18 protein-coding genes are annotated in these 22,338 nt (G+C 64.8%); 13 read left to right on the top strand and 5 right to left on the bottom strand.

What is annotated here, in order from left to right:
- Positions 1-6: 6 nt before the first annotated feature.
- From IVA96_RS17235 to IVA96_RS17255, 5 genes are all read left to right on the top strand, one after another.
- A complete protein-coding gene (locus IVA96_RS17235) occupies positions 7-1,905 on the top strand; it encodes a SurA N-terminal domain-containing protein (protein ID WP_247275968.1) in 1,899 nt (632 codons plus the stop codon).
- A gap of 14 nt (positions 1,906-1,919) precedes the next feature.
- Positions 1,920-2,933 (top strand): anthranilate phosphoribosyltransferase, encoded by a 1,014-nt coding sequence (trpD, locus tag IVA96_RS17240; protein WP_247275967.1) that lies wholly within the window; start codon positions 1,920-1,922, stop codon positions 2,931-2,933.
- 7 nt (positions 2,934-2,940) lie between these two features.
- Positions 2,941-3,762, top strand: a complete 822-nt coding sequence (gene trpC / locus IVA96_RS17245; protein WP_247418382.1) for an indole-3-glycerol phosphate synthase TrpC — start codon at positions 2,941-2,943, stop codon at positions 3,760-3,762.
- A 1-nt stretch (position 3,763) separates the two neighbouring features.
- The gene (gene moaC / locus IVA96_RS17250) at positions 3,764-4,282 is read left to right on the top strand and encodes a cyclic pyranopterin monophosphate synthase MoaC (RefSeq protein ID WP_247418383.1); all 519 of its coding nucleotides are present in this window, start codon (positions 3,764-3,766) and stop codon (positions 4,280-4,282) included.
- A gap of 175 nt (positions 4,283-4,457) precedes the next feature.
- The gene (locus IVA96_RS17255) at positions 4,458-7,178 is read left to right on the top strand and encodes an EAL domain-containing protein (protein WP_247418384.1); all 2,721 of its coding nucleotides are present in this window, start codon (positions 4,458-4,460) and stop codon (positions 7,176-7,178) included.
- A gap of 81 nt (positions 7,179-7,259) precedes the next feature.
- Here the strand turns inward: IVA96_RS17255 and IVA96_RS17260 are convergent, their stop codons facing one another.
- Positions 7,260-8,597 carry a S41 family peptidase gene (locus IVA96_RS17260; protein ID WP_247418387.1) on the bottom strand — a complete coding sequence of 446 codons (1,338 nt, stop codon included), beginning with the start codon at positions 8,595-8,597 and terminating at the stop codon, positions 7,260-7,262.
- A gap of 319 nt (positions 8,598-8,916) precedes the next feature.
- Between IVA96_RS17260 and IVA96_RS17265 the strand changes: the two genes are divergently transcribed.
- From IVA96_RS17265 to IVA96_RS17290, 6 genes are all read left to right on the top strand, one after another.
- Entirely contained in the window at positions 8,917-10,050 is a 1,134-nt protein-coding gene (locus IVA96_RS17265) for an alpha-hydroxy acid oxidase (protein ID WP_247275962.1), read from the top strand.
- Between the two features lie 16 nt (positions 10,051-10,066).
- A complete protein-coding gene (locus IVA96_RS17270; RefSeq protein ID WP_247275961.1) occupies positions 10,067-10,690 on the top strand; it encodes an HAD-IA family hydrolase in 624 nt (207 codons plus the stop codon).
- A 161-nt stretch (positions 10,691-10,851) separates the two neighbouring features.
- On the top strand, positions 10,852-11,058 hold the full coding sequence (locus IVA96_RS17275) for a hypothetical protein (protein WP_247275960.1): 207 nt from the start codon (positions 10,852-10,854) through the stop codon (positions 11,056-11,058).
- A gap of 221 nt (positions 11,059-11,279) precedes the next feature.
- On the top strand, positions 11,280-12,491 hold the full coding sequence (gene glp, locus IVA96_RS17280) for a gephyrin-like molybdotransferase Glp (RefSeq protein ID WP_247418393.1): 1,212 nt from the start codon (positions 11,280-11,282) through the stop codon (positions 12,489-12,491).
- Between the two features lie 177 nt (positions 12,492-12,668).
- Positions 12,669-13,370: a transcriptional repressor LexA gene (gene lexA / locus IVA96_RS17285; protein WP_247275958.1), complete on the top strand. Its 702-nt coding sequence runs from the start codon at positions 12,669-12,671 to the stop codon at positions 13,368-13,370.
- Positions 13,371-13,924: 554 nt separating this feature from the next.
- The gene (locus IVA96_RS17290; RefSeq protein ID WP_247275957.1) at positions 13,925-14,359 is read left to right on the top strand and encodes a hypothetical protein; all 435 of its coding nucleotides are present in this window, start codon (positions 13,925-13,927) and stop codon (positions 14,357-14,359) included.
- A gap of 138 nt (positions 14,360-14,497) precedes the next feature.
- On the opposite strand, the gene IVA96_RS17295 is transcribed toward IVA96_RS17290, so the two are convergent.
- The 4 genes from IVA96_RS17295 to IVA96_RS17310 form a co-directional block, all read right to left on the bottom strand.
- On the bottom strand, positions 14,498-16,777 hold the full coding sequence (locus tag IVA96_RS17295) for a ComEC/Rec2 family competence protein (RefSeq protein WP_247275956.1): 2,280 nt from the start codon (positions 16,775-16,777) through the stop codon (positions 14,498-14,500).
- A 95-nt stretch (positions 16,778-16,872) separates the two neighbouring features.
- Complete coding sequence (locus IVA96_RS17300) at positions 16,873-17,106, bottom strand: DUF2171 domain-containing protein (RefSeq protein WP_247275955.1); 234 nt, start codon at positions 17,104-17,106, stop codon at positions 16,873-16,875.
- An 89-nt stretch (positions 17,107-17,195) separates the two neighbouring features.
- A complete protein-coding gene (locus tag IVA96_RS17305; protein WP_247275954.1) occupies positions 17,196-17,582 on the bottom strand; it encodes an SgcJ/EcaC family oxidoreductase in 387 nt (128 codons plus the stop codon).
- Positions 17,583-17,589: 7 nt separating this feature from the next.
- A complete protein-coding gene (locus tag IVA96_RS17310) occupies positions 17,590-19,266 on the bottom strand; it encodes a glutamine--tRNA ligase/YqeY domain fusion protein (RefSeq protein ID WP_247275953.1) in 1,677 nt (558 codons plus the stop codon).
- 143 nt (positions 19,267-19,409) lie between these two features.
- On the opposite strand from IVA96_RS17310, the gene gltX reads away from it, so the two are divergent.
- Together gltX and gltA are read left to right on the top strand one after the other, a co-directional pair.
- The gene (gltX, locus tag IVA96_RS17315; protein WP_247275952.1) at positions 19,410-20,837 is read left to right on the top strand and encodes a glutamate--tRNA ligase; all 1,428 of its coding nucleotides are present in this window, start codon (positions 19,410-19,412) and stop codon (positions 20,835-20,837) included.
- Between the two features lie 146 nt (positions 20,838-20,983).
- A complete protein-coding gene (gene gltA, locus IVA96_RS17320) occupies positions 20,984-22,288 on the top strand; it encodes a citrate synthase (RefSeq protein WP_247275951.1) in 1,305 nt (434 codons plus the stop codon).
- The last annotated feature ends 50 nt before the right edge of the window (positions 22,289-22,338 follow it).

Genomic DNA, 22,338 nt, shown 5'->3' on the forward strand with positions numbered 1-22,338 from the left:
GACCAAATGCTTCGAGGAATGCGCAAGGCCTCATCAAACTGGCTCGGCAAGACCATTATGGCCGTGGTGATGGGCGTGTTGATTGTCAGTTTCGGCATTTGGGGCATCGCCGACATCTTCCGCGGCTTCGGGCAGTCCACGGTGGCCAAGATCGGCAGCACCGAGATTTCGCTCAACGAGTTCCGCCAGATCTACACGGACCGCCTGCAACAGATCAGCCGCCAGTTCGGCCGTCCGCTGACGCCCGATCAGGCGCGCGCCTTCGGCCTCGATCGTCAGGTGCTGCAGCAGACCATTGCGGAGGCCGCCCTGGACGAGGAGGCGCGTCGGCTCGGGCTCGGCCAGTCCGACGAGCAGATCCGCCAGGTCATCATGAACGACCCGAACTTCAAGGGCGTCGGCGGCAACTTCGATGCGAACCGCTTCCAGGCCGTGATCCGCAATTTCGGCTACACCGAGCAGCGCTACGTCGCCGAGCAGCGCAAGGTGTCGCTGCGCCGGCAGATCACCGGCACGATCGGCGCCGGCCTCGAGCCGCCGAAAACGATGCTCGACGTACTGACGCGCTTCCAGAACGAGCAGCGCGCCATCGAGTTCGTCAGGCTCGACGCCGCGCAGGCAGGCACCATCGATGCGCCCTCGCCCGAGACGCTCCCCGCCTATTTCGAGGATCACAAGGTCCAGTTCCGCGCGCCCGAATATCGCAAGGTCGCCTTCGTCGTGGTCTCGCCGGAGGAGATCGGCAAGTGGACCGAGGTCTCGGACGAGGACGCCAGGAAAGTGTTCGACCAGCGCAAGGACCGGCTCGGCACGCCGGAGAAGCGCCAGATCCAGCAGATCGTGTTTGCGAACATGGCCGACGCGCAGACCGCACGCGAGCGCCTCGTCGGCGGGACGTCGTTCGAGGACCTCGGCAAGGAGCGCGGGCTGAGCGCCTCCGACGTCGACCTCGGGCTCGTGACCAAGTCTTCGCTCGATCCCGCCGTTGGCGAAGCCGCCTTCGCGCTTCCTGCCAGCGAGATCAGCCAGCCGATCCAGGGGGGGCTTGGCGTCGCGATCGTCAAGGTCGAGAAAATCGAACCGGGCAAGGAGGCGGACTACGCGAGCGTTGCCAGCGATATCAAGCGCGAGATCGCGACCGAGCGCGCGCGCGTCAAGGTCGCGGATCTCCGCGACAAGATGGAGGACGAGCGTGGGGGCGGCTCCAGCGTGATCGACGCGGCACAGAAGCTCGGGCTCACGGCCGTGACCATCGACGCCGTCGACCGTTCCGGCCGCGCCCCGAACGGCCAGCCGGTCGCCAACATTCCGCAGGGTCTCGACGTGGTGTCGCAGGCCTTTAACACCGACGTCGGCGTCGACAACGACCCGATCTCGTTCAAAGGCGGCTATGTCTGGTACGACGTCCTCGCCATCACGCCCTCGCGCGACCGCAATCTCGACGAGGTCCGCGACCAGGTCGAGGCGCGCTGGCGCCAGGACCAGGTCGCGGCCAAGCTGAAGGCCAAGGCGACCGAGATGGTGCAGAAGCTCGAATCCGGCGGCAAGCTCGCCGATGAGGCCGCTGCGATCGGCGCCAAAGTCGAGACCGCAACCGGCTTCAAGCGCGACGATTCGCCTGCCGGCGTGCCCGCAACTGTGGTGTCGGCGGCCTTCCGTACCGCCAAGGACGGCGTCGGGCAGACGCCCGTGAGCGGCGGCAGCGAAGTGATCATCTTCCGCGTCACCGACATCGTCGAACCCGCGGTCGACGCAGCCTCCGAGGCGGTGAAGAAGCTGAAGGACAGCCTCGACCGTGCGCAGACCGAGGAGCAGGTCGCTTCCTACGTCAACAAGCTTGAAACCGACATCGGGACCACCATTAATCAGGCCGCCTTCGCGCAGGTGACCGGCGCGAACCAGTGAGTTGAAAGCACGCGATGGACGACCTGAAATCGATCATTGGAAAAGTGGCGACCGGCGCCAGCCTGTCGCGTGACGAAGCCGCCTCCGCCTTCGATGCCATGATGTCCGGCGAGGCCACGCCCTCGCAGATGGGCGGCCTGTTGATGGCGCTCAGGGTGCGCGGCGAGACCGTGGACGAGATCACCGGCGCTGTGACGGCGATGCGCTCCAAGATGCTGACCGTGACGGCGCCGCTTGATGCGGTCGACATCGTCGGCACCGGCGGCGACGGCTCCGGCTCCGTCAATGTCTCGACATGCGCCTCCTTCATCGTCTCCGGCGCCGGCGTGCCGGTGGCCAAGCATGGCAACCGCGCGCTGTCGTCGCGCTCGGGCGCCGCCGACGTGCTGGCCTCGCTCGGCGTGAAGATCGACCTCAGGCCCGAGCAGGTCGGACACTGCGTGCGCGAATGCGGCATCGGTTTCATGTTCGCCCCCGCGCACCATCCCGCGATGAAGAACGTCGGCCCGACCCGGGTCGAGCTCGCGACGCGCACGATCTTCAATCTGCTCGGTCCGCTCTCCAATCCGGCTGGCGTGAAGCGGCAGATGGTCGGCGTCTTTTCGCGGCAATGGGTGCAGCCGCTGGCGCAGGTGCTCAAGAACCTCGGCTCGGAGTCAGCCTGGGTGGTGCACGGCTCCGACGGCCTCGACGAGATCACCCTCACCGGCCCGACTTTCGTCTCCGCGCTCCACAATGGCGAGATCCGGAATTTCGAGGTGACGCCCGAGGAGGCCGGCCTATCGCGCTGCGAGACGGGCGCACTCAAAGGCGGCGACGCCGATGCCAACGCGATCGCGCTGAAAAGCGTGCTCGACGGCAGGCCGAGCCCCTACCGCGACGTCGCGCTGATCAACGCCGCCGCCGCGCTCGTCGTGGCCGGACGCGCCAAGGACCTCAAGGAAGGGGTTGCGATCGGCGCAAAATCGCTCGACAGCGGCGCCGCGAGCGCGCGGCTAAAACATCTGATCGCGGTTTCGAACGGCTGAGCCTGACATGTCGGATATCCTGACCAAGATTGAAGCGTACAAGCGCGAGGAGATTGCCGCGGCCAAGCGCGCGCAGCCGCTCTCGATTGTCGAGGCAAAGGCCAAGGCGCAAGCCGCCCCGCGCGGCTTCGTGCGCGCGATCAAGGCGAAGCACGCCAATGGCGACTACGCGCTGATCGCCGAGATTAAGAAGGCCTCGCCGTCCAAGGGACTGATCCGCGCCGATTTCGATCCGCCCCAGCTTGCCAAGGCCTATGAGGCCGGCGGCGCCGCCTGCCTCTCAGTGCTGACCGACACGCCCTCGTTCCAGGGCCATCTCGACTTCATGGTGGCGGCGCGCGCGGCAACCTCGCTGCCGGTGCTGCGCAAGGACTTCATGTTCGACACCTATCAGGTGGCGGAGGCTCGCGCGCATGGCGCCGACTGCATCCTGATCATCATGGCCGCGCTCGATGATGCGACTGCCAGAGACCTCGAAGATGCCGCCTTCGCCTACCGCATGGATGTGCTGATCGAGATCCACGACCGCGCCGAGCTCGACCGCGCGCTGAAACTTCGTTCGCCGATGATCGGCGTTAACAACCGCAATTTGCGCACCTTCGAAACCACGCTTGCGACCAGCGAGGCTCTGGCGCCTCTGATCCCCGGGGACCGGCTGATGGTCGGCGAGAGCGGCATCTTCACAGCCGCGGATCTTGCGCGGCTCGAGCGCGTCGGCATGTCGACCTTCCTCGTCGGCGAGAGCCTGATGCGGCAGGCCGACGTCACCGCCGCCACGCGCACGCTGCTGGCGCGCGAGACGGCGCCGCGCGCGACGGGTACGCGCTGACATGGCGCGCAAGCCATCCAAGACAATCCCAGCCAAGTCGAAGGCCGGCGCTGCCCTCACCCATATCGGCGCGTCCGGTGAAGCGCGGATGGTGGACGTCTCGGACAAGCCCGCGACCGAGCGGCTTGCGGTGGCGGAAGGCCGCGTCATCATGACCAAGGCGACGCTCGAGCTGATCGTGTCCGGCAACGCCAAGAAGGGCGACGTGCTCGGGACTGCGCGCATTGCCGGAATCATGGCCGCCAAGCGCACCTCCGAGCTGATCCCGCTCTGCCATCCGCTCGCGCTGTCGAAGGTCACGGTCGACATCGGGCCCGATGCGAAACTGCCGGGTTGCCTTGTCCGCGCCAGCGTGAAGGTTACGGGTCCCACCGGCGTCGAGATGGAGGCGCTCACCGCCGTCTCGGTCGCCTGCCTCACGATCTACGACATGATCAAGGCGGTGGAGCGCGGCGTACGCATCGAGGGCATCCATCTCGTCGAGAAGCTCGGCGGCAAGTCCGGCCATCACCGCGCCTGACACGCGGACGTCAGCGATCCACCTTCTGCGCCGCGCACATCGGTTGCCTTTGCACCCGGCCGTTCACATCGCGTTAACCGCGCTTCCTAACTTCGCCTCCATACCGTTCCCGTAAACCAACGGGTGTTTTCGAGGTCAGGAATTCATCCTGGCGTGTGCACGGCAATGATCCAGCATGATGACGAGATTCGGCAGTCGCCTCTTTGACCAGGCCTTCGTGCGCAGCGGACCGATCCGCTGGCTGGTGGTGGGCGGCACGCTGCTGATCGCGGCGATCGCCGTCGGCGCGACGCTGATGGCGCAGAATTTCCGCGAACGTGCGCTGCGCAACTCCGGCCGCGAGCTGGAAAACACCGTGCTGATGCTCGCCCATCATTTCGACCAGCAATTGCAGGATTTTGCGGTCATCCAACGGGATTTCGTCGACCACGTCCGCGCGACCGGCATCCGTGACGCGGAGGATTATCGCAGGCGCCTCTCGGGGCAGGACGTCCACCGGATGCTGCGCTCGAAGATCGAGGCGTTGCCCTACATGGGTGGGGTCAACGTCATCGACGCCGAAGGCAATCTGGTCAATTCGTCGACGGCATGGCCGGCCCCGAAAGTGAACGTTGCCGATCGCGCCTATTTCCGCACCTTCAAATACGATCCGCATTCGCCTGACGTGCTGATCGAGCCGCTGCACAGTCGCATCTCGGGTGCCTGGACCATCCTGATCGTGCGCAAGATCCTGGGACCGAACGGCGAGTTCCTGGGCGTCGTCGGGCGCGGTATCGAGCCCGCTAATTTCGAGAAATTCTTCGCTTCCGTCGTGCTCGGCGAAGGCGCGACGATCTCGATGCTGCATCGAGACGGCACGCTGCTCGCCCGCTATCCGCTTTCCAGCGAATTGATGGGCCGGAATTTCAAGACCGGCCCGTTCTCGCAACAGAGGGTTTTCGGGCTCGATCACTTCGCCGGCCGCTTCGTGAGCCCCGTCGACGGAGAAGACCGGCTGATCTCCTCGCGCGCCCTGCCCCACTTCCCGATCCTGATCATGGCCACCCTGACGCGCGCGGCGGCCCTGACGGACTGGCGCGAGCAGATTGGCATCCTGATCTCGGTCGCCGCGTCTTCTGCGCTCGCCATCGCGGGCGTGCTGATCGCGATCGTGCGCAAGCTATTGGAGCAGCACCGCCTCTCGCGGGAACGGCTGATGCTGGAAATGCAGCGTCTCGACCGCGCCGTCAACAACATGACCCAGGGCCTTCTGCTGTTCGATTCCGAGCGGCGGCTCGTGATCTGCAACCAACGCTACATCGACATGTACGGGCTATCGGCCGCGATCGTGAAGCCCGGTTGCAGCTTCCACGACATCATCGCCCATCGGAAAGCGACGGGCTCGTTCACCGGCGATGTCGACGACTACGTTGCGCGCGTGCTGAGCGGCGTCCATGTGCGCAACGCCATGGTCGTCGACACCTCCGACGGCCGCTCGATCCAGATCGTCAACGAGCCGCTTGCGGACGGCGGTTGGGTGGCGACGCATGAGGATATCACCGAGCGCCGGCGGATCGAGGCGCGCATCACGCACCTCGCCCATTACGACGCGCTGACCGATCTGCCCAATCGCGCCATGTTCCACGAGCATCTGCGGCAACAGCTGGCCGCCATCGCCGACGGCGAACAGATCGCGGTGCACTATATCGACATCGACGAGTTCAAGGGCGTTAACGACGCGCTTGGCCATCTCGTCGGCGACGAACTGCTCAAGTCGATCGCGCAGAGCCTGCGCCGCTGTGCCGGCCCGGCGGATTTCGTGGCCCGGCTCGGCGGCGACGAATTTGCCATCGTGCAGAGCGCGGTGACCTCGCCGGACCAGGTCAACGATCTCGTCGCACGGGTCTTCCGGGCCATCCGCACCCCTTTCGACTGCATGGGCCATCATCTCACCGCGGACGCCAGCATCGGCATTGCGCTGGCGCCGGAACACGGCGAGGTGCTCGATCAGATCCTGAAGAACGCGGACATGGCGATGTATGCCGCCAAAGCCGCCGGACGCCGCACTTATCGCTTCTTCGAGCCGGACATGGACGCTAAGGTTCGCGATCGGCGGCAGCTCGAGATCGACCTGCGTCACGCCATCGCCCATGGCGGCCTCGAGGTCTATTACCAGCCCTGCCTCGGCCTGAACGACGACCACATCACCGGCTGCGAGGCGCTGGTGCGCTGGCGCCATCCCGAGCGCGGCATGGTCTCGCCAGCCGAGTTCATCCCGATCGCCGAAGACACCGGCCTGATCAACGAGATCGGCGAATGGGTGCTGGCGACCGCCTGCCGGGACGCAGCCATCTGGCCCGACGACATCCGCCTCGCCGTCAACGTCTCGCCAGTGCAATTCAAGAGCGGCACGCTGGCGCTCAAGATCATGGCGGCGCTGGCCGCCTCGGACCTCCCGGCGAGCCGGCTCGAGCTCGAGATCACCGAGGCCGTGCTGATCCGCGACGACGAAGCAGCGCTGGCGATCCTGCACCAGCTTCGCGCCATCGGGGTGCGCATCGCGCTGGACGATTTCGGCACCGGCTACTCGTCGCTGAGCTATCTGCACCGCTTCCCCTTCGACAAGATCAAGATCGACCGCTGCTTCGTCGAAGACATCGCCGGCCCCGACGGCTCCGCCAGCATCGTCCAGGCCGTTGTCAACTTAGCTGCCGCCCGCCGCATGACCACCACGGCCGAGGGCGTCGAAACCGAAGAGCAGCAGCGCCTGCTCCGGGCGCTCGGTTGTTCGGAGATGCAGGGCTATCTTTTCAGCGCCGCGAAACCGGCCGACAAGATGCTGGAGCTGTTCGCGCTGCATCGCAGCCGTCTCGCCCGACGCGAAGGCAGCGAGAGCCGACGCCGCGAGGCCGGTTAGGCTCGCAGACTGCGCCGCAAACGAAATCGCCCAGAAGCGGTCATCCGCTCCCAGGCGATCCATCTCTGAAGGCCGTCAAGTCTAGTTCGGCACCGCAGCCTTCGTCGCGCGCTTGGCGGCGACGGCATTCGCGGTGACGCCGTGAAGGAAGTCATAGGCCGCATGCAGCGCCTTGTCGTCCTTCTCCTCCGGCGGGACGTAGGATTGGGAACCGGTCTGCTCGGTGCCATCGGCGGCCGACAAGTGCCCGCGCATCTGGGACTCCGCCATCGTATCCATCCGGCCCTTCAGCTCGGGCGGCACGTCCTGGAGGATCTCGATGTCGGGCGCGACGCCCTGGGCCTGGATCGAGCGGCCCGACGGCGTGTAGTAGCGCGCCGTGGTCAGCGCCAGCGCACCATTGCCGGCGCCGAGCGGAATGATCGTTTGCACCGAGCCCTTACCGAACGAGCGCGTGCCAATGATCGTCGCGCGCTTGTGATCGTGCAGCGCGCCGGCCACGATCTCGGAAGCCGACGCCGAGCCGCCATTGACCAGAACCACCAGCGGCTTGCCCTTGGTGAGATCGCCGCCATGCGCGGTGAAGCGCTGGGTTTCTTCCGGATTGCGCCCGCGGGTCGAGACGACCTCGCCACGCTGGAGGAATGCGCTCGACACCGAGACGGCCTGGTCGAGCAGGCCGCCGGGATTGTTGCGCAGGTCCACCACATAGCCTGCGAGCTTCTCCGGGGGGACCTCCTTGGAGACCGACGCGATCGCCTTCTTCAGGCCGTCGGTGGTCTGCTCGTTGAACGAGGTGATGCGGATATAGCCGATGTCGCCATTCTCGACGTGGAAGCGCACCGGGCGCACATGGATGATCTCGCGGGTGATCGCGACATCGAGCGGCGCGTCGGCACCCTTGCGCACGATGGTGAGCTTGGTCTTGGTGGCGACCGGCCCCTTCATCTTGTTGACGGCCTGCTCGAGCGTCATGCCCTGCACGGCCTCGCCGTCGATCTTGCTGATGAGGTCGCCGGACATGATGCCGGCCTTCGAGGCCGGCGTGTCGTCGATCGGCGAGACGACCTTGACGAGCCCATCCTCCATCGTGACCTCGATGCCGAGCCCGCCAAACTCGCCGGAGGTGGTCTCCTGCATCTCGGTCCAGGCCTTGGCATTCATGTAGCGCGAGTGCGGATCGAGCGAGGTCACCATGCCCGTGATGGCGCCTTCGATCAGCTTGGCACTGTCGGGCTTCTCGACATAGTTCGCCTTGACCCGCTCGAACACTGCGCCGAACAGATTGAGCTGGGAATAGGCATCGTCCGCGCTCGCCGCCGCCCGTGCCGCCCACACGCTGCCGTGGGGACTGGCTACCAGAAGGGTCAGACACACTCCCGCGAGCGCGCCCAGGGGGAACAGCAGGGTTTTCCGCATGGATAGGCTGGCCTTTTGCTTAGCGGTTCTGTTGAGGGCTTATCTCTCGGGCTTGGAAGCCGCCATGCAAATGGCGATCCAGGTCACCTCTCACAACACCATTCTGGTTTCTTCAAGGCCGCCTGGAAGGCCGGCGGCGGTACACCGGCGAAATCCCTTCGCCTCGGCTTAAGCTTTTGGCAACGTTCCGAAACCGCTTCGCGCAACGCGGCATCGGTCGGCCGCCCACGCCTCGCAGCTATGCGATTTTAGGATGGTTTTGGGGGGCCGGACACGCTAGGCGATGGCGACAAGACTTCAAATTCTCGGGAGGACACCAATGAATGACGCGCCCCGCATCCGGCCGGACAGGAACGTCGAACTCGGCGCCAGCAACGAGCCGTTCCAGAATCTACACGAGTTCATCCGGAAGGCGCGCGCCAATCTCAACCAGAATGCCTGGGACTACATCGTCGGCGCTGCCGAGACCGAGACCACGATGCGCCGCAACCGCATGGCGCTGGACGAGATCGCCTTCCGCCCGCGCGTGCTGCGCGACGTTCGCAAGGTCGACGGCTCCGTCGAGCAGCTCGGCCGCAGGATGCGGCTGCCGGTGGTGCTCGCCCCCGTCGGTGCCCTGGAGATCTTCGATCCCGATGGCGCGGCAAGCGTCGCGCGCGCCGCCGGCACCTTCGGTGCGGCGCACATGTTGAGCTCGGTGTCCGAGCCGGGGCTCGAGAAGACCGCCGAGGCCGCGCCCGACGCGCTGCGGCTCTATCAGCTCTATGTCCGCGGCGACGATGCCTTCGTCGCCGATGTCGTCAGCCGGAGCGAGAAGAACGGCTATGCCGCGTTCTGCCTGACTGTCGACACCGCCCATTACAGCCGTCGCGAACGTGACATCGCCAAGCGCTACGTTCGCGAAAGCCGCCTGCGCGCGACCGGCGGCGATTTCCAGAAGGGTCTGGAATGGCGGACGGTGAAGATGATCAAGGACAAGTTCAGGATCCCACTGATCCTGAAGGGAATCGCCACCGCCGAGGACGCTCAGATCGCGATCGATCACGGTGTCGAGTGGATCTACGTCTCCAACCATGGCGGCCGTCAGCTCGATCACGGCCGCGGCGCCATGCATGTGCTGCCTGAAATCGTCGAGGCGGTGAAGGGCCGCGCCAAGATCATGGTCGATGGCGGCTTCTGCCGCGGCACCGACATCGTCAAGGCGATCGCGGCCGGCGCCGACATCGTCGGCATCGGCCGGCTGCAATGCTGGGCGCTGGCGGCGGCCGGCGAAGCCGGCGTGATGCGAATGCTGGAATTGCTGGAGGACGAAGTGCTGCGCTGCCTCGGCCTCTTGGGTGCCACCTCGTTCGCCGAAATCGACAAATCCTGCCTGCATCAGGCGACCGCAACGAATGCGCCGAGCGTGTTCAGCGCGTTCCCGCTGTTCGACCACGAGCCCTACCGATACTGAAATGTGAAAGAACACGATGACCTCACTCTCCCCCGGCAGCGCCGATGCGCTCCTGTTCGATCTCGGCCGCGTGGTGCTCGATATCGATTTCTCCAAGGCGATCGCCTGCTGGGCGGGGCATGCCGGCTGCCAGCCCGAGGCCATCGTCGCGCGCTATGTGCGTGACGAGGCCTACCGGCTGCACGAGGTCGGCAAGATCGGCGACGAGGATTATTTCCAATCGCTGCGTTCATCGCTCGGGATCGGCATTTCCGACGCGCAGTTTCTGGAGGGATGGAACGCGATCTTCGCCGGCGAGATGCCTGAGATCGCCGAGCTCTTGCCGCGCGCGGCGAAGCAGATGCCGCTCTATGCCTTCTCCAACACCAATCGGCCGCATGTCGACTATTTTTCGAAGGAATATGCCGGCGTGCTCGGGCATTTCCGCGAGCTCTATCTGTCGTCCAGCATCGGCCTGCGCAAACCGGATGCGGAGGCGTTCGATCATGTCGTGGCGGCGATCGGCGTGCCAGCCAGCCGAATCGTCTTCTTCGACGACCTCGCCGAGAACGTCGAGGGGGCGCGAGCGCGTGGACTGACGGCGGTGCATGTCACCTCGCCCGGTGATGTCGGCAACGCCTTGCTAGCGTTGGGAATTTGACCACCGATGCCGAACAGGATCGGGGTCGGGTTTCGGGCACCCAAATCCGCTCGGGTATGGAACCAATTCACTTTGTACATTTTTGTACAGAGTTCCGGGAACGGAATACCTCCCTCCGGACTCTATGAGTCCGTTGGGACGTCTACATCGGACTTATTCTCGTGCTGGGCAAAGCCTACCTCACAAAGCAAGCCTCCTTGCTGCTCGAATTCGCCAAGACAACTTCGGATTCGCGCCTCTCCGCCAAGCTGATCAGCAAGGCCGCCGACCTAAAGTCGCAGGCCGATCCGCTGCCGGACAAGGATCAAAGCCCCAAAGCTCCGGACGTGACATCCAGCGTCAGTTCGGGCGAACAGACGCAGAGTTGATCCGATGCCGGCCGTGGCGCTCATCCTTCTCGTCCTCGCCATGGCTATCCTCGTACCGGTCTGTCTCGCCTTCCGGATCATGCCGTGACCGGTCTGAGCACGATTCTTCATGACGGAGATCACGCAGGATAAATCATCCTGTCGGCGCCTTTGCCTCGCGCCTGCACTCGGCTAGAACTTTCGCCGCCCATTGCCGATATGCTCAGCAGGAGTTTCCGCCCTTGGCCCTGATGCCGGTTTCTGACGCGCTTGCCGCGGTGCTGGCGGGTGCGGAGCCGCTGCCTGAAGCGATGGTTTCCCTCAACGAGGCCTATCATCGCGTGCTCGCACGCGATGTCCCGGCGCTGCGCACACAGCCGCCGGAAGCAATGTCGGCGATGGACGGCTACGCGGTGCGCGCGAGCGATGCAACAAAGCTCGATAGTACGCTCACCTTGATTGGCGAAGTGGCGGCGGGTCGTCCGTTCGCGGGAACGCTGGGCCCCGGCGAAGCCGTGCGGATCTTCACCGGCGGCGTCATTCCCAACGGTGCCGACGCGGTCGTGATCCAGGAGGACACGGTTGCGGACGGCAAGCGCATCACGATCAAGGAAGCCGCGATTGCCGGCCGCCACATCCGCCCCGCGGGCGTCGACTTCTCCGAAGGAGACGTGCTCCTGCGCAAGGGAACCCGTCTCACCGAGCGCGATCTCGCGCTCGCCGCCGCCATGAATCATCCGCAGCTTGCCGTCTGCCGCCGTCCGAAGGTCGCGATCCTCGCCACCGGCGACGAGCTGGTCATGCCGGGAACCACACCCGCTCACGGCCAGATCGTCTATTCCAACGGCTATGCCCTGCACGCGCTCGCCCGCAGCGAGGGGGCCGATACCATCGACCTCGGCATTGCCGCCGATACGCTGGAGGCCACCACTGCCGGCATCCGCCGCGCCCGCGAGAGCGGCGCCGAGATCCTGGTCACGAGCGGCGGCGCGTCGGTCGGCGACCATGATCTGGTCCAGCAGGCGTTGAGGGACGAAGGCATCGCGATGGCGTTCTGGAAGATCGCGATGCGCCCGGGCAAGCCGATGATGCATGGGCGGCTCGGCGCGATGCGCGTGATCGGCCTGCCGGGCAATCCTGTGTCATCCTACGTGTGCGCCTTCCTGTTCCTGGTGCCGCTGATTCGCGCCTTGTCGGGACGATCCATGATTCATCACCGACAAGAACGCGCCGTGCTCGGCCGCGATGTGGATGCAAACGATATGCGCGCGGACTATCTGCGCGCACATCTGGAGACGCGCGACGATGGCACGTTGGTGGCCCTTCCCGTCAATCACCAGGATTCCTCGCTGCTTGCGAATCTCGCTGCAGCACAGGCACTTCTCGTCCGCGCACCGTTCGCTCCGAAGGCAGAAGCCGGCTCGCCTTGCGAGGTCCTGCGCCTGCCCGTCTGAACGCATCCACCACACGCGTTCCGCGAACTTTGTCCCGTTCACGGTAAATTAAGCAGTTGCGGAACACATATCGAACATATAGTGTCCGTTCATGATTTGTTTCGAGCATGTAGCGGTTCACCGCTCCAATTTAGCGTCTCGGAATCGAACGACATCAACCGGGGGACTTTGGTCGAGATGTTAACGCGCAAACAATACGAGCTTCTGCGGTTCATCAGCGAACGTCTGAAGGAAAGTGGCGTGCCGCCCTCCTTCGACGAGATGAAGGATGCGCTCGACCTGCGCTCGAAATCGGGCATCCATCGCCTGATCACCGCGCTCGAGGAGCGCGGCTTCATCCGCCGCCTGCCCAACCGCGCCCGCGCCATCGAGGTGATCAAGCTGCCCGAGCTCCAGGCCGCCGCCGGCAGCCGCCGCGGCTTCACGCCGAGCGTCATCGAGGGCAATCTCGGCAAGGTGCGCGCGAGCTCCAGTTCTTCCGCGGACGAAGGCGAGCGTCCCGTTGCGGTGCCCGTGATGGGTCGCATCGCGGCCGGCACGCCGATCGAAGCGTTGCAGACCCGCAGTCACACCATTAGCGTGCCGCCCGACATGCTCGGCTCGGGCGAACACTACGCACTCGAAGTGCGCGGCGATTCGATGGTCGAAGCCGGCATTCTCGATGGCGACATGGCGCTGATCCAGCGTAACGAGAGCGCCGATACCGGCGACATCGTGGTGGCCCTGATCGACGACGAGGAAGCGACGCTCAAGCGCTTTCGTCGCCGGGGGGCGTCGATCGCGCTCGAGCCCGCCAATGCCGCCTACGAGGTGCGCATCCTGCCGCCGAACCGGGTGAAGATTCAGGGCAAGCTGATCGGGCTGTACCGCAAGTACTGAGACGGGCCAGCGGTCATTCGATACCAATGATTCCGATTGGAGCGGACGATGGTCCGCTCCAGCTGGATAGTCTTTTGGTCTTGCGCAGATTATCCGGCCCCTCTCTCCGGCGCTCCATCCTCGGCATGCGGCTCCAAGCACGCATCGCTTGTGAAGAGATCGTGCGCAGGATCGCTTTAAGCGCCTTCGCAGCGTGCTGATCGCTTGCATCGGCCGCGCAAGCATTCGCAACTCAATTGCAGCACCATGCACGCAATCTGCGCACGTAGGGAGCGAGCTATTCCGCAACGCCTAAACTCCCATCAACCGACAGCCACGGCGAAGCTGGCCACATTCCCCCTCTCGGCGCCCGCAGGCCACGGGCGCTCGCATCCGCCGAATGCACTGAAGCGAGCTTTGTTCCTATGACTTCGGGAAAGATAATGTGATCGTGTCCGGCAACGCCAGCCGCAGATTTGCCCACAACCGAGCAGAGCGTTACGTGCTTCCACTCTGATAGAGGCTTGCGCCTCCGAAGGAGGCGCGGGTTGCTATCTTCGAATGAGGAGCACCCGATGTGTGACTACAGCCTGCATGCCGTTGCATCTCGCCCCGCCGAAGTCGGCGAGACGATCGTGTCGACAACGTTCCGCGGCACCTCAACGCGCGGCTTTGCTTCCGCGGCCGATCCGACCGTGGCCGTCTGCCTGCTGCCGGGAACGGAGCTCGCCTTCGCCGACAACGTCCGTTACGATAATCGCTGGATCTGGACGCGCACCATCAACTCCCGCGTCGGCAAGTTCGGCAAGATCGATCCGCACATACCCGACCGCCATCATGACGCGATCGAATTCCCCGACGGCAAATACGTGCTGGTGACGCAGCTCGTCGAAGGCCAGCGCGCAACCGTGCTGCAATTGCCGGTGACGCAGCCGGTCAGCGAGCGCGAGCACAAGCCGCAGATCGTTGCCGATAGCCGGTCGACGATCACGCGCCTGCCGATTGGCTGAGCCGTCCCCGCCCGCGGGGTCGGGCCAGGATTGAAATGCCATCGCCGGCCGAGGCCGGCGAGATGGTATAATTTGTGTGCTGCGGAGTCCGGTCGGACCCGGACCTACTCTTCGCATTTGTTTTTAATCGTCCGGCCCCTAATCGTCGACCTGCAAGTCGGTCTCCGCCGGCGTTGCATCCCGGTTGCGGGCCGCGGCCGTCCTCGGCACAAGGCTCCCATCGAAATCACCCTCGCCGGCGCCGGCCGGCAACCAGGGACGGCTTGTGCCTCTTGCTCTCACCGCCTGTATCGCAAAGCCGTCACCACGCTGCGTCAACGCCAGCGCGCCCTGGCTGGTGAGACGCTGCCGGTCGACCACCATCGCCGCGCAATCGGGCGGCGCGGGGCGCGTCGTGACCACCAGCGCGGCGCGACTGCAATCCTCAGCCAGCGCATCGATGCGCAGTGAAAGCGCGACCAGCCGACCGTCGGCAAGCGGCGTCACACAGCCGGACTCGTCGCACGACACGCCGTCAGCCAGCGAGCTACTCCCGGCATCGCGCGGATCGGCGTCGGCAGCTAACCACTCTTTGAGCAGAAAGCCATCCTTGCTCGCCCGGATCACATGCAACTGCCCGTCCCTGCCCCGCACCGCGACGCTGGCGCCGTCCCCGGCAATCAGGATGTCGGGCTGCCGCACCGACAGGCCCCACGCGATGGCGGCCAGCAGCACCAAGGCGCCAGACCAGCGCAAGGGCGTGCGCAACAGGCCCATCAAGATGATCCCGAGGCTTGCCGCGATCAGCGGCGCGGTGCCGAAGGCAGGGATCCGGCCGACTGCACCCGGCAGTGCCGCCACCCAGCGCGACACCGCGACCATCCAGTCGATGCCGATCCCCATCAGCCACCAGAACACGCTGTCAAGCCCAAAGGGAGCCGCGAGCAGTCCCAACAGGCCAGCCGGCATCACCAGTGCCGAGACCACCGGCATCGCGCCGAGATTGGCGAGCACGCCGAACGGGGTGACGCGATGGAAGTGGAAGGCGGCATAGGGCGTGGTCGCAAGTCCTGCGATCAGCGAGGCCAGGAATAGCATCGCGATCTCGCGGCCGCCCCACAGCGCGATACGGGCCGTCGCGGAATGATCGGGCGAGGCAAACAGGTTCGGCATGCCGATCTGCACCAGCGCCACGAGCCCGAGCGTTGCGGCGAAGGACATTTGAAAGCTCGGATGCACCAGCGCTTCCGGCGCGACCGCGAGCACGATCAGTGCCGCCACGGCCAGCGTGCGGAAGGTGATAGCGCGGCGATCGACCATGACCGCGATCAGCACCACCGCCGTCATGAAGAACGAGCGTTGCGTGGCGACCTCCGCGCCTGACAGCAGCAGGTAGAACGCAGCCGCCACCAGCGCGGCGGCCGCTGACCATTTCTTGATGGCAAATCCCGCCGCCAGCCCCGGGATCAAGGCCAGCAGGGCGCGCACCGCGAAAAACACGACACCGGCGACGACCGCCATGTGATAGCCGGAGATCGACAGCACATGGCCAAGCCCCGAGATGAACATGGCGTCGTTGACGGGCGTGGTGATGGCATCGCGCCGTCCGGTGAGCAGCGCGGTCGCGATCGCACGGTTGTCGCCCTCGAGCGTCGCACGGATGCGTGCGTCGATCGCATCACGCAAGCCCTGCGTGAAGGCTGCGTAGCGCAGCCGCAAGCCGCCGGTCTCCTGCGGGGCTGCCACCGTAATCGCGCCCATTGCAAAACCGGAGGCGCCGATGCCTTGAAAGAACATGTCGCGGGAGAAATCGTAGCTACCCGGGCGCACGGGAGAGATCGGCGGCATCAAGCGCGCCTTCAGCTGCACGAAACTGCCGACCTGCGGTGCCATCCCCTTGCGCACCGAGAGGCGGACGCGCTCGAGCCTGACGTCGCTGCGCTGCGCCTCCATGGCGGTGACGCGCAGCACGAAGCGATCCGTGCGCTCGCGGATGTCGCGGGTCTCGACGTAGCCCGACAGCGATACCGAATAGAGTGGCTTGGCCAGCACCGTATGGGCGATGCGCGCGGTCTTCCAGGTCGCCATGGCAAAGCCAGCCGCGACAGCCGCGATCATGATCGCGGGCGCGAACAGCCGACTCCGCCGCAGCAGGACGGCGCCGAGCATGAGCGCGATGGCCGACGCGGCAACGACCCACAGCACCGGCTCGTGATCGGCAGCGAAATAGAGCGCGATGCCGCCGCCGAAGGCGACCGGCACCCAGGGCAACAGCCGACCGGCGCCGGCCTCGGCACGCGCCCATTCGCGCGCCGTCTCGACGATCGCGGGCCAGGCGCCAAAGCCCGCCGGCGCAAAGCCGCCAGCGGGCGCGGCGCGGCCAACCGGCCACGTTCCGGCAACTCCCTGGGAGCGCACTGGCCGGCCAGGCTCCGCCATTCCCTGCACCTTACGATACGCGATAGGTGCAGAGGCTACCGGAACGTGCGGCTGTGCGAATAGCGGTACGGATCAGGAACGAACTTGGACGTCCCCTACTTTTCCTCTTCCATGGTCACGGCGACCGAGGCCTTGGCCGAGAGGCGGACCTTGTTGCCTTCGACGTCGGCAACGAGACCCTTATCGATGAAATGATGGTGGCCCTTGTGGCGGCCCTCGCCGCTGTCCTTCTTGGTCAGCTTGATGCGGTTGCCCTCAACGCGATCGACGGTGCCGATATGGACGCCATCGGCGCCGATGATTTCCATATGTTCTGCGATGTTCTGCATGGATGGACCCTCGTTTGGATTCACCCCAACGTCAGAGGCGCGCGTTCGTTTCCCACGCGAAAATGACGATGCCGTGTGCCGCCCGCTCGTCAGATCAGCGGTTCCTTCGACGAGGCATGGTGGTTGACGATCTTCCACGCGCCGTCCTCGCGGATGATGACCCAGCTCACCTTGACGACGAGATCAGGACGCTCGCCGGCGAGGTCGAACGAGACGGTTGCCGCCATGTTGATCATGTCAGGACCTGCCTGCGCGGCATGCACCTCGGAAAACGTCGCACTCGGCTTGCGCCATCGCGGCAGGCCGTTGAAATAGTCCGCAACGCCGTCCCTGCCCCGATAGAGTTTCGGGTTGGAGCCGAAGAAGAATGCGTTGCTCGCATAGAGCGAGGACAGCGCGGCGGCGTCGAGCGTCGCGAAGCCGGCGCACCATTTCGCGATGATGGCGGAAACGATGGCGTCGGTTTCGTTGCTCATGGGTGCCTCAACCTTTCGCGACTTCCTTTGCAAACGTGTCGCGCAGACCGATGGTGCGCGAAAACACCGGCTTGCCCGGCGTCGAGTCCTTGTCGCGCACGAAATAGCCCTGGCGCTCGAACTGCATCGGCTCGGTCGAATTGCTCTCCGCGACCGATGCCTCGATCCGCGCATCGGACAAGATCTCCAGCGACTGCGGGTTGAGATCGGCCGCGAAATTCGAGGCGTCCGGGCTCGGATTGGAGAACAGCTGGTTGTAGATGCGGATTTCAGCAGGCTTCGACGTCGCTGCCGGCAGCCAGTGCATCGTCGCCTTGACCTTGCGGCCATCGGGCGCGTTGCCGCCCTTGGTCGCGGGATCGTAGGTGCAGCGCAGCTCCACCACCTCGCCTGCGTCGTTCTTGATCACGCCGGTGCACTTGACGAAATAGGCATAGCGCAGCCGCACCTCGTTGCCTGGCGACAGGCGGAAGAATTTCTTCGGCGGGTTCTCCATGAAGTCGTCGCGCTCGATATAGAGCTCGCGGCCGAAGCTGATCTTGCGCGTGCCGGCGCTGGGGTCATCCGGGTGGTTGATCGCCTCGAGCTCCTCGACCTGCCCCTCCGGATAGTTCTCGATCACCACTTTCAGCGGCTTCAGCACCGCCATGCGGCGCTGCGCCGTGCGGTTTAGTTCCTCGCGGATGCAGAACTCGAGCATGCCGACGTCAACCACGCTGTTGGCCTTGGCGACGCCGATGCGCCTGACGAATTCGCGCAGCGCGGCCGGCGGCACGCCGCGGCGGCGCATCCCCGCGATGGTCGGCATGCGCGGATCGTCCCAGCCCGCGACATGGCCGTCGCGAACGAGCTGGGTCAGCACGCGCTTCGACAGCAGCGTGTAAGTCAGGTTCAGCCGCGCGAACTCGTACTGGTGCGGCTTCGAGGGCACCGGCAGCTTCTCGATGAACCAGTCATAGAGCGGGCGGTGGTCCTCGAACTCCAGCGTGCAGATCGAGTGCGTGATGCCCTCGATCGCATCCGACTGGCCGTGGGCATAATCGTAGCTCGGATAAATGCTCCATTTGGTGCCGGTGCGCGGATGATGCGCATGCAGGATGCGATACAGCACGGGGTCGCGCAGATTGATGTTGCCCGCGGCCATGTCGATCTTGGCCCGCAGCACGCGCGCCCCGTTCGGGAATTCGCCGGCCTTCATGCGGCGGAACAGCTCGAGATTCTCCTCCACCGTGCGCTCGCGGAACGGCGAGTTCCTGCCGGGCTCGGTCAGCGTGCCGCGCGTGAGGCGGATCTCCTCCTGGGTCTGGTCGTCGACATAGGCGAGACCGTCGCGGATCAGCTGCTCCGCCCATTCATAGAGGCGATCGAAATAGTCGGAGGCGAAGAACAGGTTCTTGCCCCAGTCGAAACCGAGCCAGCGCACGTCGGCCTGGATGGAGTCGATATATTCCTGTTCTTCCTTGATCGGATTGGTGTCGTCGAAGCGCAAATGGCAGCGGCCTGGAAACTCCTGCGCGATGCCGAAATTGAGTGCGATCGACTTGGCGTGGCCGATATGCAGATAGCCGTTCGGCTCCGGCGGGAACCGGGTCACGATCTCCTTGTACTTGCCCTGATCGAGATCGGCCTGGATGATGTCACGAATGAAATCGCGCCCAACCTCAGTCGCCACCGGTTCTGTCATTACGAAAATCCTGTAGGGAAATCAGCGGTTCTTCTGCCAAATTCGTGTGGCCGCGCCAAGGCCCACGAGGTCCGCCGACGGGCTTTAGTTATGTCCCGTTCCTGCTATACACCACCGCTTCCCATGCATAGGCCCTGCCAAGAATGACCGATTCCGTCGTCACGCGCTTCGCTCCCTCGCCGACCGGCTTCCTCCATATCGGAGGCGCCCGCACGGCGCTGTTCAACTGGCTCTATGCGAAGAAGCACGGCGGCAAGATGCTGCTGCGGATCGAGGACACGGACCGCGAGCGCTCCACCGAGGCCGCCATCGCTGCCATACTCGATGGACTCAAATGGCTTGAGCTCGGCTGGGACGGCGAGGTCATCTACCAGTTCGCCCGCGCCGCCCGCCACCGCGAGGTCGCCGAGCAGCTGCTCGCCGACGGCAAAGCCTATCGCTGCTACGCCACGGCCGAAGAACTCGCCGCCATGCGCGAGAAGGCGCGCGCAGAGGGCCGTACCCGCCTCTATGACGGCCTATGGCGCGACCGCGACCCGGCGACCGCCCCGACCGATGTGAAGCCCACCATTCGCCTGCGCGCGCCGCAGACCGGCGAGACCGTGATCGAGGACCAGGTCCAGGGCCGCGTGGTCTGGCAGAACGAGAACCTCGACGACCTCGTGCTTCTGCGCGGCGATGGCAATCCGACCTACATGCTCGCAGTGGTCGTGGATGATCACGACATGGGCGTCACCCATGTCATTCGCGGCGACGACCATCTGATCAACGCCGCCCGCCAGAAGCAGATCTACGATGCGATGGGCTGGACGCTGCCGAGCATGTCCCACATCCCCCTGATCCACGGCCCGGACGGCTCGAAGCTGTCGAAGCGCCACGGCGCGCTCGGCGTCGATGCTTATCGCGCCATGGGCTACCTCCCGGCGGCGCTGCGTAACTACCTCGTCCGGCTCGGCTGGAGCCATGGCGACCAGGAGATCTTCTCGACCGAGGAGATGATCGCAGCGTTCGACCTCGCCGGCGTCGGCCGCGCCGCCGCCCGCTTCGATTTCGCCAAGCTGGAAAACCTCAACGGCCATTACATCCGTCATGCCGACGATCAATCACTCGTGAAGATGTTCGAAGATGTGCTCGATCACGTCGTGCCCAGCCGCGACGAGATCAAGGCCAAGTTAAACGACAACACGCGGGCGCAGCTCCTGAAGGCCATGCCGGCCCTGAAGGAGCGCGCCAAGACGCTGATCGAGCTGATCGATGGCGCCTACTTCATCTTTGCCGACCGCCCGTTGCAGCTCGATGCCAAGGCGCAGGCGCTGCTGACAGCCGAGAACCGCAAGCTGATCGGCCAGCTTCATTCCGCGCTGGAGAAAGTCGAGACATGGAGCGGCGCCAGCACGGAAGCTGCGCTGCGCAGTTTTGCCGAGGAAAATAGTCTCAAGCTCGGCGCGGTCGCCCAGCCCTTGCGGGCCGCACTGACGGGGCGGACCACCTCGCCTGGTATTTTTGAGGTTTTGGAGGTCCTTGGACGCCAGGAAAGCCTGGGCCGGCTTAAAGATCAGTCTACGACGTAAGTCGACCATGCGTGCGGTGATCTTGCAGCGCACACAGCAATAATATACCCATCTCCCCGTACATTCTGGAACATCCGGCCTGCCCCCCAACGATCTCCTTTGGGGCTCCGGCTCCGGCCCGTTTCACCACACATCGGGGACCTACGATGGACGCAAAACCAAGCAATAAGACCGCCACGCTGACGGTCGGAAACAAGAATTACGATCTTCCGATCCTCAGCGGCAGCGTCGGGCCTGATGTCATCGATATCGGTAAGCTCTACGGCCAGTCCGGCCTGTTCACGTATGACCCGGGCTTCACCTCGACGGCGAGTTGCCAGTCTAAGATTACCTATATCGACGGTGACGCGGGCGTGCTGGAATACCGCGGCTACCCGATCGAGCAGCTTGCCGAGCACGGCGACTTCCTGGAGACCTGCTACCTCCTGCTCTACGGGGACCTGCCCACCGCCGCGCAGAAGAAGGATTTCGACCACCGCGTGACGCATCACACAATGGTGCACGAGCAGATGGCTCGCTTCTTCCAGGGCTTCCGCCGCGACGCCCACCCGATGGCGATCATGGTGGCGGCCGTCGGCGCGCTCGCCGCGTTCTATCACGATAGCACCGACATCAACGATCCGAAGCAGCGCATGATCGCTTCCATGCGCATGATCGCGAAGATCCCGACGCTGGCGGCAATGGCCTACAAGTACACGGTCGGCCAGCCCTTCATCTATCCGAAGAACTCGCTCGGCTTCGCCGAGAACTTCCTGAACATGTGCTTCGCGGTGCCCTGCGAGGACTACAAGGTGAGCCCGGTTCTCGCCGACGCGCTGGAGAAGATCTTCATCCTGCACGCCGACCACGAGCAGAACGCCTCGACTTCCACGGTGCGCATCGCCGGCTCCTCCGGCGCCAACCCGTTCGCCTGCATCGCGGCGGGCATCGCCTGCCTCTGGGGCCCGGCGCATGGCGGCGCCAACGAAGCCGCGCTCAACATGCTCTACGATATCGGCACGGTCGATAAGATCCCCGAGTTCATCGCCAAGGTGAAGGACAAGAACTCTGAAGTCCGCCTGATGGGCTTCGGGCACCGCGTCTACAAGAACTACGATCCGCGCGCCAAGATCATGCAGAAGATGTGTCACGCCGTGCTCAAGGAGACCGGCCATGGCGAGGATCCGATGCTGAAGGTGGCAATGGAGCTCGAGAAGATCGCGCTCAGCGACCAGTACTTCATCGAACGCAAGCTCTATCCGAACGTCGATTTCTATTCGGGCATCACGCTGAAGGCGATGGGCTTCCCGGTCTCGATGTTCACCGTGCTGTTCGCGGTCGCCCGCACCGTCGGCTGGATCAGCCAGTGGAGCGAGATGATCGAGGACCCGCATCAGAAGATCGGTCGTCCGCGCCAGCTCTACACCGGCGTCGCCAAGCGCGACTACGTGCCGATCGCCAACCGCCAATAAGTTCGAACCATCACGGCTTTCGAAACGGCGCCATCTCACAATGGCGCCGT

This window comes from Bradyrhizobium sp. 159, from assembly GCF_023073795.1.
Taxonomy (GTDB): Bacteria; Pseudomonadota; Alphaproteobacteria; order Rhizobiales; family Xanthobacteraceae; genus Bradyrhizobium.